General features: G+C 47.6%; 13 protein-coding genes. 11 read left to right on the plus strand and 2 right to left on the minus strand.

Features of this window, described 5'->3' with window-relative positions:
• Nucleotides 1-10: 10 nt before the first annotated feature.
• Genes D1627_RS05710 through trmB form a run of 6 tightly spaced genes read left to right on the plus strand, consistent with a single transcriptional unit; the run spans nucleotide 11 to nucleotide 5,189 of the window.
• A complete protein-coding gene (locus D1627_RS05710; protein WP_119431281.1) occupies nucleotides 11-1,168 on the plus strand; it encodes an HU domain-containing protein in 1,158 nt (385 codons plus the stop codon).
• 1 nt (nucleotide 1,169) lies between these two features.
• Entirely contained in the window at nucleotides 1,170-1,880 is a 711-nt protein-coding gene (locus D1627_RS05715) for a MotA/TolQ/ExbB proton channel family protein (RefSeq protein ID WP_199688388.1), read from the plus strand.
• 2 nt (nucleotides 1,881-1,882) lie between these two features.
• Nucleotides 1,883-2,278 carry an ExbD/TolR family protein gene (locus D1627_RS05720; RefSeq protein ID WP_119431282.1) on the plus strand — a complete coding sequence of 132 codons (396 nt, stop codon included), beginning with the start codon at nucleotides 1,883-1,885 and terminating at the stop codon, nucleotides 2,276-2,278.
• 11 nt (nucleotides 2,279-2,289) lie between these two features.
• Complete coding sequence (locus tag D1627_RS05725) at nucleotides 2,290-3,216, plus strand: hypothetical protein (RefSeq protein ID WP_119431283.1); 927 nt, start codon at nucleotides 2,290-2,292, stop codon at nucleotides 3,214-3,216.
• Between the two features lie 20 nt (nucleotides 3,217-3,236).
• Nucleotides 3,237-4,532 carry a bifunctional folylpolyglutamate synthase/dihydrofolate synthase gene (locus tag D1627_RS05730; protein WP_119431284.1) on the plus strand — a complete coding sequence of 432 codons (1,296 nt, stop codon included), beginning with the start codon at nucleotides 3,237-3,239 and terminating at the stop codon, nucleotides 4,530-4,532.
• A 3-nt stretch (nucleotides 4,533-4,535) separates the two neighbouring features.
• Entirely contained in the window at nucleotides 4,536-5,189 is a 654-nt protein-coding gene (trmB, locus tag D1627_RS05735; protein ID WP_119431285.1) for a tRNA (guanosine(46)-N7)-methyltransferase TrmB, read from the plus strand.
• A gap of 95 nt (nucleotides 5,190-5,284) precedes the next feature.
• Here the strand turns inward: trmB and trpF are convergent, their stop codons facing one another.
• A complete protein-coding gene (trpF, locus tag D1627_RS05740) occupies nucleotides 5,285-5,908 on the minus strand; it encodes a phosphoribosylanthranilate isomerase (RefSeq protein ID WP_119431286.1) in 624 nt (207 codons plus the stop codon).
• A gap of 243 nt (nucleotides 5,909-6,151) precedes the next feature.
• Between trpF and mnmA the strand changes: the two genes are divergently transcribed.
• From mnmA to D1627_RS05765, 5 genes are read left to right on the plus strand one after another with little or no spacing between them, the layout of a single operon-like run.
• Nucleotides 6,152-7,279, plus strand: coding sequence for a tRNA 2-thiouridine(34) synthase MnmA (gene mnmA / locus D1627_RS05745; protein WP_119431287.1), 1,128 nt, complete (start codon nucleotides 6,152-6,154; stop codon nucleotides 7,277-7,279).
• Nucleotides 7,279-7,995: a hypothetical protein gene (locus D1627_RS05750; RefSeq protein WP_119431288.1), complete on the plus strand. Its 717-nt coding sequence runs from the start codon at nucleotides 7,279-7,281 to the stop codon at nucleotides 7,993-7,995. Before mnmA ends, D1627_RS05750 begins: the two co-directional genes overlap by 1 nt.
• 3 nt (nucleotides 7,996-7,998) lie before the next feature.
• Nucleotides 7,999-9,657 carry a S8 family serine peptidase gene (locus D1627_RS05755; RefSeq protein ID WP_119431289.1) on the plus strand — a complete coding sequence of 553 codons (1,659 nt, stop codon included), beginning with the start codon at nucleotides 7,999-8,001 and terminating at the stop codon, nucleotides 9,655-9,657.
• A gap of 45 nt (nucleotides 9,658-9,702) precedes the next feature.
• Nucleotides 9,703-10,356: a ribulose-phosphate 3-epimerase gene (gene rpe, locus D1627_RS05760; protein WP_119431290.1), complete on the plus strand. Its 654-nt coding sequence runs from the start codon at nucleotides 9,703-9,705 to the stop codon at nucleotides 10,354-10,356.
• 17 nt (nucleotides 10,357-10,373) lie between these two features.
• Nucleotides 10,374-12,809 carry a TonB-dependent receptor gene (locus tag D1627_RS05765; RefSeq protein WP_233555525.1) on the plus strand — a complete coding sequence of 812 codons (2,436 nt, stop codon included), beginning with the start codon at nucleotides 10,374-10,376 and terminating at the stop codon, nucleotides 12,807-12,809.
• 55 nt (nucleotides 12,810-12,864) lie between these two features.
• Here D1627_RS05765 and D1627_RS05770 read toward each other — a convergent pair whose 3' ends face one another.
• Nucleotides 12,865-13,629 carry a DUF2911 domain-containing protein gene (locus D1627_RS05770; RefSeq protein ID WP_233555526.1) on the minus strand — a complete coding sequence of 255 codons (765 nt, stop codon included), beginning with the start codon at nucleotides 13,627-13,629 and terminating at the stop codon, nucleotides 12,865-12,867.
• Nucleotides 13,630-13,786 lie beyond the last annotated feature (157 nt).

The raw sequence follows: 13,786 nt of genomic DNA on the forward strand, positions 1-13,786 counted from the left end.
CAAAGTGCCTATGGTTGAGAAACATATAAAGTCTCTGCTCTACGATCACGACTGCGTTATCATCCCTGAATTTGGAGGGCTGATTGCGCGTTATGTTCCTGCCCGTATAAATCCGGTAAAGCATACGCTGGCACCACCATCCAAAAAGATTGCTTTCAACGAAAAGCTGATCCTGAACGACGGTCTGCTGATCAGTACGATTGCGCATTACAACGACATCACCAAGGAGGAAGCTCATCGGCGCGTGGCGGAGTTTGTGCATCAAGCCAAAAGCAAACTGCATCACTATAACCGCTTTGAGCTGAGCGACATCGGTGTTTTCCGGTACAACGCTGAGCGTAGGCTGGTTTTTGAGTATGTAGAGGCTGATAACATGCTGGAGGCAAGTTTTGGTTTACCTGAGCTTATTGCCAGGCCGGTACGTGTGGAAGAGCCTGCCGTGCTGCGCACGCTTATTAAAGAGCGGCAGCAGGAACTGGCTGAGGAGAAGCAGCCGCTGCGCCGCCGCATCAAACGCGCCTACCACATGGCTGCCGGCTTAGCGTTGGCGGGTTTATCTGTGTCTGCTTTGTACTTCCTGTCTTTGCAGGCGGATTATAACCTGAGCAGCCTGAACCCAATGGCCTTGTTTGCGAACGGGTATAGCAGCAGCGCACATATTATGCCTAACCGTTACGATGTAAATTATGTGCCTTTCACAGAAGATGAGCGACAACAAGCTTATTCAGCCATACTTCCTGTGGCTGGTGCAGATGGTTCCGGGCTATCAGAGGAGTTTACAACGGACGAATCTGTGGATGATTCTGTAGCTGTTTCTGAAAGTATAGCTACAGCTGGTTCTGATGAATGGCTTGCTGCTGAGCAAGTTATAGAGGAGCCTGAAGCCGCGAAAGAGATTGTAGAATCAAAAATACCGGCACACATAATTAATAACCGAGATGGGCGTTCTTACATTATCTCTGGCGGTTATGCCCGTTTGGAGAATGCTGAGATGAGCCGGGAGCAGTTCAAGGAAAAAGGTCATCAAGTTAAAATCCTGACGCCTTATCCGGGCAGCCGCTTGTTCCGTGTGGCCGTAGCTGACTTCAATTCACCGGCAGAAGCGCAAGAGGCCCTGGACACTTATAGAAAGAAATTCGGAGACACACTTTGGGTACTTAATAATTAACATGACATCACTCTTATTACAAATCACTACATCGGCTGCGGCCGATACTACCGCAGCACTGGCAGAGGGGACTGAAGCTGCAGCGGACACCTCCGTATCGCTCTTTGATTTGGCCATGAATGGCGGGTGGGCCATGATTCCGCTTGCCCTGCTTTCGCTTGGTGCTATTTATATCTTTATGGAGCGTTATTTAACACTGAAGAAAGCTGCAAAAAATCCTGATGGGTTTAACGATCGCATTAAAAGTATGGTGTTGGCCGGTGATATTAACGGCGCCAAAATGCTTTGCGCCCAAACCAACACGCCGGTTTCGCGCATGATCAGCAAAGGCGTGTCGCGCATTGGCAGCCCGCTGAAAAACATTGAGACATCCATTGAGAACGTAGGCAAGATCGAGATCAGCCGCCTGGAGAAAAACCTTTCGGCACTTGCCACCATTGCGGGTGCGGCGCCAATGCTGGGTTTCCTGGGTACGGTAACAGGTATGATCGGTGCCTTTATCGCGATCGCGCAGGCCGAAGGTTCTGTGAGCCCGAAGCTGCTTTCAAGCGGTATCTACGAGGCGATGGTAACTACGGCAACTGGCCTGATTATTGGTCTGCCAGCCTACGTAGGGTATAACTACCTGGTGTCTAAGATCGATAGCATTGTGCACGCCATGGAATACTCTTCCATCGAGTTCCTTGATCTACTACAAGAACCACAGCTTTAAGAATGAATTTCCGCTCAAAAAACAGGATAAATGCAGAGTTCAGCATGTCGTCCATGACCGACATTATTTTCCTGTTGCTGATCTTCTTCATGCTTACCTCAAATTTCGTTACGCCATCAGGTTTACCAGTTAGCTTGCCTAGCAGCAAAACCTCTGACATTGTGATGCAGAAAATCAGCGTGACAATTACTGAGGACATGCAGTATTACTTGAACGACAAGCCAATTGCGTTGGAGGAGATTGAGCCACAGCTGACTGAATTGCTGCAAGGAACAGAGGAAGGCGCCGTGGTGTTACACGTTGATAAGAGTGTGCCGGTAGAGCACCTCGTAAAGGTTGCCGGCATCGCCAAAAACCTGAATGCAAGTGTAACTTTGGCCACTGTGCCAACTGAATAAGGATTTATACTATGGCAATTGCCCTATCACAGGAAGAAGAGAAGAATAAACGGATAGCAGCCGGTGTGAGTATTGGCGTGCACGTCCTTATTCTGCTTTTCCTGATTTACATGCTCGCATGGCGCGCCCCAGACCCGCCTGCACCCGAGTTAGGCATACAGCTTAACTTTGGTATGGATAACGTGGGCAGTGGTGATGTTCAGACACAGGCAACCCCTAACGAGTCGAAAAACGTGGAGGACAGCAAGCCTGCGCCCACGCAGCCAGACCCTGAACCGGAGCCGCAACCTGTGCCTGTTACCCAGCCAACACCGCCAGCGCAGCCAGTCGAGACGCCGAAGGTGACTACCACCACCGCCGAAGCACCTGTTTCGGTGAAAGAGGTAGTGAAGCCACAGCCAAAACCTACACCTACCAAGGAGCCGGCAAAGGAACCAACGCCTAAGCCACAGCCGCCAAAAGAGGAAGTGGTGAAGAAGGAGCCTGAAAAACCACGGTCATTGTATCCGGGCCAGCCGACAAACAGCACCGGAACCGGTAAAAACGGAACCTCGGATAAAGCCACAGGTAACAATAACGGCGACGACACGGGCAAAGTAGGCGATAAAGGTTCTCCCGACGGTGACGTGAACGCAAAAGCGCTATATGGCAAGTCTGGAGGTGGAGCCGGTGGCTCGCTTAACATGCCAGGCTGGCGTTATGATATTGAGCCTAAACGCGACCCTTACAGTAACGAAACCGGCCTGATTCGCTTCAGAATCAGAATTGACGCTGACGGAAACTTTATGGGGGCCGAGGTTTTAGAGAGCAATGTATCTCCTAAGGTTTTAGACTGGTACAAGAAGCAACTCGAAAAAACCACCTTCAGCCCAACCGGCTCAGGAAGTGCCACCTCTGGCGCAACTGGTGTGGTTACCTTCCGTATTACTGCCCGCTAATTTTAAATTATTTACATTTGATGACTTATCAAGCCTGTCTTGATTACTTATACCAGCAATTGCCGATGTACCAACGCATCGGCAATGCTGCTTTTAAGAAGAGCCTGGACAATATTATAGCCCTGTGCGATGCCTTGGGCCAGCCGCAGCACAAGTTTAAAAGTATACATGTGGCCGGCACCAACGGCAAGGGGAGCAGCTCTCACATGCTGGCTGCTGTTTTGCAGGAGGCTGGCTACAAAACCGGCCTTTATACGTCGCCCCACTTAAAGTCTTTCACTGAGCGCGTTCGGATAAACGGGGAGGAGTTGCCGCAGGCATACCTTGTGGACTTCGTGAAGCAGCACCAAGGTTTGTTCGAAAGTATAAAGCCTTCATTTTTCGAGATGACGGTGGCGCTCGCTTTTCAGTATTTTGCCGAAGAGCAGGTTGATGTTGCCGTGATAGAAGTAGGCTTGGGTGGCCGACTGGATTCCACGAACATTATCACACCCGAATTATCCCTGATCACCAATATCAGCTTTGACCACCAAAGTATGCTAGGTGATACACTCGGGGCAATTGCCGCAGAAAAAGCAGGTATTATTAAGCCAAATGTACCGGTAGTAGTTAGCATGCGCCAGCCCGAGGCAGAGGAGGTATTTGTTGCCAAAGCCAGGGAAACCGGCTCTGATCTATACTTTGCCCCAGATTATTTTAGCTTAGATCCTACAGAAAGCAGTCTTGAAAAGCAGGTTTACAATGTCTACAAGCAGGGCCAGTTATACTTGTCTGAACTGGAGCTTGACCTAACAGGCATTTACCAAAAGTATAATTTGCCGGGCGTGTTGCAAGCCGTGCAGGTGCTGCAGGAGCAAAAAGAATATTTTATTTCTGAAGATGCCATGCGGCGTGGCCTTGCCAATACTAAACGTAATACTGGCTTAAAAGGCAGGTGGCAGGTTTTATCGCATAATCCTTTAACTATTTGCGATACAGGGCATAACGAGGACGGTATTAAGCAAATACTGCAAGGCTTAGCCAGTCTAGACCCCAAGCAGGTGCACATGGTCTTTGGCGCCGTGAACGACAAGGACGTCAGTAAGATTCTGCGATTGTTACCTCAAAGCTATACTTACTATTTTTGCCAGGCCGAGATTCCGCGCGCGTTGCCGGTAGAGGATTTAGTAAAGCAGGCCAAAGAAGTAGGCTTGACAGGCGCTGCTTATGCTTCTGTGGCATCGGCTATACTTGGTGCGAAGGCAAATGCAGCCTCGGATGAGGTTATTTTTATCGGAGGTAGTACCTTTGTGGTTGCAGAAATAGAAGAACTATAAATAATGGGAAGATCGAAACTGGCAAAATTTGCCGCCATTGCAGAACGTGAGAATGTGATAGAGCCTGGAGACGCACTCTACGGCCAGCTGAAAGGAAAATGGCGCGAGGAGCACTTCGAAAATCAGAATCCTTTGGTGCTTGAAGTGGGCTGTGGCCGTGGGGAGTATACCGTGGGTATGGCACGCCTGTTCCCGGAGAAAAATTTTATAGGCACCGACATTAAAGGCGCACGCATCTGGAAGGGAAGCTCGATGGCAGAGGAGGAGGAAATGGATAACGTTGCTTTCCTGCGCTCCTTTATTGAGAATTTGGAAGAGAACTTTGCTGAAAATGAGCTGGACGAGATCTGGATCACATTTCCTGACCCACGCCCGCGTGACCGCGACATCAAGCGCCGCCTTACATCACCGCGTTTCCTGGATATTTATGAGCGCCTCGTTAAGCCAGGCGGAATCATCCACCTTAAAACCGATAACGGCCCGCTGTTCGACTATACTTTAGAAGTGCTGCAGGAGCGCAAGGTGAAAGGCTTGCTGCATACTGCAGACCTTTACAACTCAGACCTGCAAGATCATACCATGGGTATTTATACTACCTACGAGAAACGCTACCTGTCAGAAGGCATTTCAATAAAATACCTGCAGTACACGGTATAAGTATAAGTTCTGGCCAAGTATAGAAAAAGCCCGCTAACCTAAATTAGCGGGCTTTTTCTATACTTAGAACTCAGAATTCTTAACTCAGAACTAAATTAAGCTTCCTCTATTTCCTCAAAAATCTCAGCGAGTTCATCAAAATCCTTCAGGCCAGGCTTAATTTCGTGGCCGCCTTGCAGGCCTATACCGGCTGGCTTTATACTATTCAGGATAGGGGTGATGTTATCTTTATCTATGCCGAAGCCCAGGTATATTTTGTGGTTGGCAGCTAGGCTGGCCAGGAAACGCGTGTTCGTTTCATCCACAGAGCTGAAGTCATCGGAGAAGATGATGAACGAGTGCACATACGGGCTGTAAAGCTCCATCATTTCCATCAACTCGCTCTCTACGGTGTCCTTGTTAATGAACACCTTTTGAATTACCGGGCGATTTATTTCCTCAATTTCATCAATCAGGTAAGGCACATCCAGCTGTATGTAGTCCAGGTTAAACTCCTCAGCCAGTTCGTTGATCAGGTCAGGGCGGGCACGCAGGAACTCACCGGCAATCTGTACACCGGCAATCCAACCAGCAATCTCTTTAATTGTTTCAGGCTGCACGCGCTCAGGATCATCCAACTTTAGGTTAAATCCAACGATATCTACACCCATGCCGGCACAGTAGCGGGCGTCGCTAAGGTTGTTTATGCCGTTCACTATCACAGAGGTACGTAAGGCCATGTTGTTTTATACTTTAAGTTTTTAATTCGATTTGTATACAATTTTCAGTAGTTCAAAGTAAATGCGATTTTCCGTCCAAAGCCAAATTTTTTTACTTTTTTTAGGCAGCAAGGTGCATTTGCATCAGGACTCGGGCGGGTACTGCACCATTATTTAGAACCTTAATCTGTATAACTCTGTTGTTGTTGCTATATTTGCATCAACTAGAAATTATTTTTAAATAGAGACATACCTTTAATATAAATGAGTACAAAAGGAAGGGTATTAGTAGCCATGAGTGGCGGCATCGATAGCTCGGTGGCGGCCGTAATGCTACATGAGCAAGGCTATGAGGTAGTAGGGATGACCATGAAAACCTGGGACTATGCCTCCAGCGGTGCAAGCAAGAAAGAAACTGGTTGCTGCTCCCTTGACTCCATCAACGATGCCCGCAATATTGCCGTTCAACTTGGATTTCCGCATTATATCATTGATATCCGTGATGAGTTTGGTGATTTTGTGATCAACCACTTTACAGATGAGTACCTGGCGGGTCGCACCCCAAACCCGTGCGTGCTGTGCAATACCCACATTAAGTGGGATGCCTTGCTGCGCCGCGCCGACCAATTAGGCTGTGACTTTATAGCGACTGGCCACTATGCTAACCTGCGCCAGGAAAACGGCCGTTACGTTATCTCAAAAGGTCTTGACGAAAACAAGGATCAGTCCTATGCGCTTTGGGGAATTTCGCAGGAAAGTCTGAGCCGCACCATATTCCCGCTGGGCAAACTTCATAAGTCTGAGATTCGTGAGATGGCCTTGGAGCGCGGTTTTACGGAACTTGTGAACAAGCCGGAGTCTTACGAGATATGCTTTATCCCGGACAACGATTACCGCGGCTTCCTGAAGCGCAGGGTAGAGGGCCTGGAAGAGCGTGTGGCCGGCGGAGAGTTTGTGCTGGAAGACGGCACCGTAGTTGGCAAGCACGAAGGGTATCCGTTTTATACCATTGGTCAGCGTAAGGGACTTGGCGTAGCGCTGGGTTTCCCGGCTTATGTAACCAGAATAGAGAAGGATAACAACCGCGTAGTGCTTGGCAACTATGAGGAGCTTTCTAAAAATGCCATGACGGTGGGTAAACTAAACATGTCTAAGTATGAGAACCTGGTTGGCCAGCCAATTCCCACAGTTACCAAAGTGCGCTACAACGATGGCGGCACAGAGGCTATTATAGAGCAGGAAGGTGATAAAATGAAGGTTCATTTCTTGAGCGGGGTGCATGCCATTGCGCCGGGCCAGGCTGCTGTTTTCTACGAAGGCGACGATGTAGTAGGCGGTGGTTGGATTGAGTCTAACTACAACTCAGAGTTTTCCCTGAACGTGTTGCAATAATGAGAAACGTACTGTTACTTTTAGTGCTGCTTACAGGCCTTTTAAGTGCCTGCAACGACAAGTATAAAGATCCTGACCCAGAAGCGATGGGCTATGATTATTTTCCGTTGGAAGTAGGTGATTTTCGAATCTATAATGTAACAGACATTCGCTTTAAAAGCAATAAAGGAGATACCACGCGCTTCCAGATGCGTGAGCGCGTGGACGCTACCTTTTACGACCAAACTAACACGCTTAACTATAAGGTTATCCGGTCTATACGTGTAGATGCATCCACGCCATGGGTTGATGATTCGGTTTATACTATCATACAGAATAAAACCAACCTTCTACTGACCAAGAACAACACCAAGTATGTGAAAATGGTCTTTCCGGTAAAAGAAGGCAAATCCTGGACAGCCGACGCTTTCAATGACCGTTTCATTAACGTAGATGAGAAAGAGCGGTCTTCATACACAAATGTTGGTGAGGCTTATACTGCAGGTGAAAACACCTATGGTAACACAGTTACCGTAATACAGGGCACACCCAGTGATGGTATTCTGATACTGGACGATCGTAAAGAAGTTTATGCAGCCGAAGTAGGTCTAGTGTACAGGGTGTTCAATAAAGTTATTTATTGTAATGATTTTAATGGTGAATGTGAGTTCGGTACAGGCTATAAGCTGTTTGGCCACGAACGTCACGAAACACTGCTAACACACGGCAAAGAATAACCCATGCGCTACCATCTTCTGCTTTTTCTGAGTATGTTGGTACTGCCGCTTAAAGCGCAGCAGACAACTAATGCAGCAGAGGGGCAGAAGCGCTTAGTATACTTCACCGATAAGGAAAAATCTCCTTATTCCTTTTCTGATCCTGAGCAATTTTTGTCAGCAAAATCAATCGCGCGGCGGCAAAGGCAAAACATTCCGCTTAACGCCCGTGACTTGCCTGTAGACCCTGCCTATGTTGCCGGGCTAAAGCAGACAGGTATTACAGTGTGGTATACGTCACGGTGGTTTAATGCTGCGGTAGTCCAATGCACCGATGAGCAACTGGAACAACTATCCGGTCTCTCCTATATCAAAAGTACCCGAACCTTAAACCGATCGGCTCAACCAGAAGCCAGCCAGTTACGCGAAAACCAACACAAACTCGAGCGTGCCAGCAGTGTGCCTAATTACAGCCGTACCGCAAGTATAGACTACGGCCTTACGTTTCATCAGGCCGACATGCTTGGAACCGATGAGTTGCATGCGGCAGGTTATACTGGTACAGGCATGACGGTTGCCGTGTTTGATGCAGGCTTTCCGGGAGTTAACACCATCTCGGCTTTCTCACATTTATTTCAAGGTGAGCGCTTAAAAGGCACCTTTGATTTTGTAAAAAAAGAGGAGAACGTTTTTAGCGCAGACTGGCACGGAACGGCTGTATTGTCAACCATGGCGGCTTATGAACCCGGAAAAATCATTGGCACTGCCTATGATGCTAACTATATCCTGCTACGTACCGAGGATGCTGCCACTGAACATAACATCGAAGAGATCAATTGGTTAATCGCCGCTGAGTATGCTGACAGCGTAGGAGCGGATGTGATAAACTCCTCGTTGGGTTATACTTTGTTCGATGCACCATCCACGAGTTACTCCTACGCGGATATGGATGGGAACACCAGTTTGGTTACGAAGGCAGCCGACTTAGCTGCAGCAGTAGGAATACTGGTAGTAGTGGCAGCCGGAAACGAGGGAAATAATACCTGGCGCTATATTAGCGCCCCTGCCGATGCTGACTCTGTGCTGACTGTTGGGGCTGTGGATTCATTGGGCGCGAAAGCTTTCTTTAGCTCATTTGGTCCAACCGCTGATGGAAGGATAAAACCCGATGTGGTGGCCATGGGTTACAAAACCTATGTGTTACAGGCTTCTGGCAACTTGGCGCAAAGCAACGGTACCTCCTTTTCCAGCCCTATTATGGCCGGCTTTGCAGCAAGCTTATGGCAGGCCAATCCATCCAAAACCAACCTTGAAATAATAGCATTGTTGCGTCAGATAGGCAGTAATAGCGCTAACCCAAACAATAGCATTGGCTATGGCATCCCGTCTTATAGTACCTTGGTTACAGCCCTTCCCGTAGTTAAAAATGAGGGTTCAGCATTTATAACGAACCCTGTACAACACGGGCCTATTGTACTTACCTTGGGGGAGGAGTGGCATCAGCAATCTGTTGATGTTCAGTTGATTGATATAACAGGTAAACGAGTGTTTCAGCAGCGTATAACCAGCGCGCTGCCAAAACAAGTGTTAGAGTTGCAGCCTCAGCGCCTGCAGAAAGGCCTGTATGTTTGCCGTATCCGTTCCGGCAGCCGAACCCATACTTTGCGTTTTGTTAAGTTATAAGGTTATCGCCCTTAATTCATTGTTAAAAAAGTTACCTTTACAGGTATGAGACCGATCATTGCGCCTTCACTACTTGCTTCAGACTTTGCAAACCTACAGTCAGAAGTAGAGATGCTTAATAACAGCCAGGCCGACTGGCTTCACATCGATATTATGGACGGGCGCTTTGTGCCTAACATTTCCTTTGGCTTTCCGGTGATGGAGGCAGTTAAACGCTTTTCCAAAAAGCCGATGGATGTGCACCTGATGATCGTGGAGCCTGAAAAGTATATTGAGCAGTTTCGGGAGGCTGGCGCTGACTATATTTCGGTGCATGTTGAGGCCTGCACACACTTGCACCGCACCTTACAGCAAATCAAAGCAACAGGAGCTAAGGCTGGCATTGCGGTTAACCCCCATACATCGGCACGTCTGCTGGAGGATGTTATCACTGATGCAGACTTGGTATGTATCATGTCGGTAAACCCAGGCTTTGGGGGGCAGAAATTCATTGATAATACCTATCGCAAAATTGAGGGTATAAAAGACCTTATTATCCAGCGTAACTCTCAGGCGCTTATTGAGGTGGATGGAGGCGTTAACCTACAAAACGCGCCGCTGCTGCTCGAAAAGGGAGCTGATGCACTGGTGGCCGGTAGCTTTGTGTTCTCATCTGCCAACCCAACACAGACTATTGCCAACCTAAAATCTGCCAAATAAATTACGGGTTTACTCTGATGCTGAGATATTTGCTGGTATGGATTAGTATACTTTTGCCTGTTGGCGCTTTAGCGCAGCAGGCATCACTTACAGGAACTATCCGAAACCAGCAGCATGAACCATTAGAAATGGCTACCATTGCCGTGGAAGGTTCTACCATAGCTACCCAAACGAATGCGCTGGGTGAGTTTTCCTTTACCTTGCCCGCGCAACAGGACGTGGTGCTAATCGTACGCTACCTGGGCTACAAAACGCAAAAGCAATCGCTTCGGTTTAAGCAAAACGAAAAACGCAAGATCGGTTTCGTACTTCAGCCCGACCCGCAGCAACTCCAGACGGTTGATGTAAGAGGGAAAAACCAGGATGCCAGCCGCGAACAGGTCAGCGTTACCAAGCTGGATCCCCGGGATGTGAGGCAGCTACCCTCTGCTTTTGGTGATTTTAACAAGATGCTTGCTACTTTGCCGGGCGTTTCCAGTAATAACGAGCTTTCGAGCACCTATTCGGTTAGGGGTGGTAATTACGATGAAAACCTGGTCTACGTGAACAACATCGAAATATATAGGCCATTTCTCATTTCTTCGGCGCAGCAGGAGGGGCTATCCTTCGTAAACCCTGACTTGGTCGCTGATATTCAGTTTTCATCCGGTGGCTGGCAACCAAAATATGGCGATAAGCTTTCTTCTGTGCTGAATATCCAGTACAAACAACCTAAAACATTTGCTGCGTCGGTTAGCGGCGGATTAACGGGCGGAAATATCCATGTAGAGTCTTCCTCCAAAAATAAGAAAGCATCTTACCTTTTCGGTGCCCGCCACAAAAACGGGCAGTATATTCTCAACGGTCTGCAAACCGAAGGTAAGTATAACCCTATCTTCACCGATGCGCAAGGCTATATAAGCCTCGATCTTTCTAAGGATTCGCTAAACCCCGGCCGCACCAGGCTTGGTGTTTTGGCAAGCTATGCGAAAAATGATTTTCAGGTAGAACCGGAATCGCAGGTTACTACGTTTGGCACCAGGCAAACACCTTTGCGCCTATTGATTGGCTTTGATGGGCAGGAGCAGATGGCCTACACCACATACCAGGCTGGCATTAATCTGACACACAATTTCAGCACGAGCTATACTTCAGAATTTATACTTTCGGGGGTGCACTCCCGTGAGCGTGAGTTCAGAGATGTAGAGGCTGGCTATCGCCTTTGCGATGTGGACATGAACGGCAATAACTTTGGCGAATGCCAGCAGGAGCGAGGCGTTGGTAGTGAGTTTAACCATGCCCGTAATACCTTGTTGGCTCGCATGTTAACTGCCGAACTACGTAACGATCTCAAGCTCAACCAGCGGAGCAACCTGCAGTTCGGAGCTAAGGTGGGGTCAGAAAATATTAAAGACGCACTCCAGGAATACGGCTTCACGGATTCAGCGGATTACGTTTCCGCTGATTACTATCTGAATACTTCCCTCGACCTGAATACACTCCGATACAGTGGCTTTGCGCAGCATACCTATGAGCTGGATTCGCTGAAAACAATAACCTATGGTATCAGGGCAACTTACTGGGACTATAACCAAGAGTTTAATATTTCCCCAAGGATCCAGTACTCGTTCATCACACGCCACAACCCTAATTTATCTTTTAAAACAGCACTTGGTATATATTATCAGCCCCCTTTTTACCGTGAGCTCCGTGATTTTGAAGGCAACCTGAATCCCGAGATAAAAGCGCAACGATCTGTACATGCCATTGTAGGTAGCGATTACCTTTTTGATGCATGGGGCCGTAACTTTAAGCTAACTGCAGAGGCGTATTATAAATGGATGACCAATGTAATTCCTTATGATCTGGATAACATTCGTTTACGCTACTATGCCAAAAACAATGCTAAGGCATACGCGGCAGGGTTTGATGTACGTGTAAACGGAGAGTTTATTCCGGGTGCAGAGTCTTGGTTGAGCTTGGGCGTATTGACCATAAAAGAAAATGTGGAAGGCGATTCAGTTTCTACATTTAATGGGCAAGGTGAGCTTACCGGTCGCAAGGAGCAGGGCTACATCAGCAGGCCCACCGATCAGTTACTGAATATTGGCGTATTCTTTCAGGACCACCTGCCAGACAACCCCACGGTGCGCATGTATTTGAACCTGGTGTATGGCAGCGGACTTCCTTTTGGCCCACCGAAGCAGCCGCAATACCGAAATGCCTTTAGTGGCAGCTCCTATAAGCGCGTAGATATCGGATTTTCCAAGGTTATTGTAGTAGAGAGCGATGTGGTGCAACGGAAAAAGCTAGGGCTGGAAAGCCTTTGGATAGGATTGGAAGTTTTAAACCTGATCGATGCCAATAACCGCGTTTCCTACAACTATATCAGCGATGTGAACGGTGTAACGTATGCCGTGCCAAATTACCTGACAGGCCGACGATTAAACCTGCGCTTCGTTGCCAAGTTCTAAAGCAAAGAGTGGTGGCTATTGTGCTACCACTCTTTGCTTTATGATTTTGCTGGACCTATCTTCTTCTTTTCCACTCGCTATGCGCAGTTTCGATTTGCTTAGCATAGGTTTTGTAGCTTTCAGGCTCTGTATTGCCTAACTGCATGGCCTTTTGAGACAGCGCCGCAGCAATCTGGAACTCATTGTTATAAGCGTATAACTTCGCCTTAATCCAATTGTTATAAAAATTCTCTTTGATAGAAATGGATTTGTTGACCCACTCCAGTGCTTTTTGATGGTGTTCTTTGCGTGGAAGCATGTATTCTGCACACTGTGCCCACGTGTACCAATCATCGGCAGCAGCGTTCTTCAAAGCTTTGTTGATGTTGGCTAAAGCTTTTTTTTCCAGCTCAGTCTCTATGGACAAAGTAATTTCCGTGTTTTCCCAGGCAAGGTTGAGCTTGGCTTGATTCGTAGATATATCAGAAAAGTAAAAGCGCATGGTTTCCGTGAAGGCCGTTTTATGGGGTTTAACCTCCAAATAGGCTACATCGTCTAATTCGTTGTAGCCTTCCAAACCCCAAAGCGTAGTGTCCTTGTTAAGCACTACATGCCACAGCGAATCGCTTTGAGGAAGTATAAAGAACGAATAAGTACCAGCCGGAACACGCTCATTATTCAGAAAAAGCTCATCTTCAAAAGTGATAAGCGTTGCCTCGTTAGCTCCAGCCCGCCAAAGCTCTTTCATAGGCACAAGACCCCCAAAAACCTTTCGGCCTTTAACACTTGGCGCATGGTAGTTTACAGTAACATTAGTAAGGCCAATGGTTTGCTTAATCATAGCTGCTGGGCTAGCCTGCGGTAATTGTACCTGCGCTAATACCTGATTGCCTGCTAAGGCAAGGCAAAAAAGTATAATAAACCTTATCAAGGGGGTTTTCATAATCAATATGTGCTTGCTTTTAATATGCCAACTTTCAGATTACAATGCTGAAAAA

The sequence above is a fragment of the Pontibacter oryzae genome, assembly GCF_003576375.1.
Classification (GTDB): domain Bacteria; phylum Bacteroidota; class Bacteroidia; order Cytophagales; family Hymenobacteraceae; genus Pontibacter; species Pontibacter oryzae.

Excerpts from the sequence above, each read along its gene's own strand:
- D1627_RS05710 (WP_119431281.1), top strand. The coding sequence starts at position 11 with ATGGTTGAGAAACATATAAAGTCTCTGCTCTACGATCACGACTGCGTT.
- D1627_RS05715 (WP_199688388.1), top strand. The coding sequence starts at position 1,170 with ATGACATCACTCTTATTACAAATCACTACATCGGCTGCGGCCGATACT.
- D1627_RS05720 (WP_119431282.1), top strand. The coding sequence starts at position 1,883 with ATGAATTTCCGCTCAAAAAACAGGATAAATGCAGAGTTCAGCATGTCG.
- D1627_RS05725 (WP_119431283.1), top strand. The coding sequence starts at position 2,290 with ATGGCAATTGCCCTATCACAGGAAGAAGAGAAGAATAAACGGATAGCA.
- D1627_RS05730 (WP_119431284.1), top strand. The coding sequence starts at position 3,237 with ATGACTTATCAAGCCTGTCTTGATTACTTATACCAGCAATTGCCGATG.
- trmB (WP_119431285.1), top strand. The coding sequence starts at position 4,536 with ATGGGAAGATCGAAACTGGCAAAATTTGCCGCCATTGCAGAACGTGAG.
- trpF (WP_119431286.1), bottom strand. The coding sequence starts at position 5,908 with ATGGCCTTACGTACCTCTGTGATAGTGAACGGCATAAACAACCTTAGC.
- mnmA (WP_119431287.1), top strand. The coding sequence starts at position 6,152 with ATGAGTACAAAAGGAAGGGTATTAGTAGCCATGAGTGGCGGCATCGAT.
- D1627_RS05750 (WP_119431288.1), top strand. The coding sequence starts at position 7,279 with ATGAGAAACGTACTGTTACTTTTAGTGCTGCTTACAGGCCTTTTAAGT.
- D1627_RS05755 (WP_119431289.1), top strand. The coding sequence starts at position 7,999 with ATGCGCTACCATCTTCTGCTTTTTCTGAGTATGTTGGTACTGCCGCTT.
- rpe (WP_119431290.1), top strand. The coding sequence starts at position 9,703 with ATGAGACCGATCATTGCGCCTTCACTACTTGCTTCAGACTTTGCAAAC.
- D1627_RS05765 (WP_233555525.1), top strand. The coding sequence starts at position 10,374 with ATGCTGAGATATTTGCTGGTATGGATTAGTATACTTTTGCCTGTTGGC.
- D1627_RS05770 (WP_233555526.1), bottom strand. The coding sequence starts at position 13,629 with ATGATTAAGCAAACCATTGGCCTTACTAATGTTACTGTAAACTACCAT.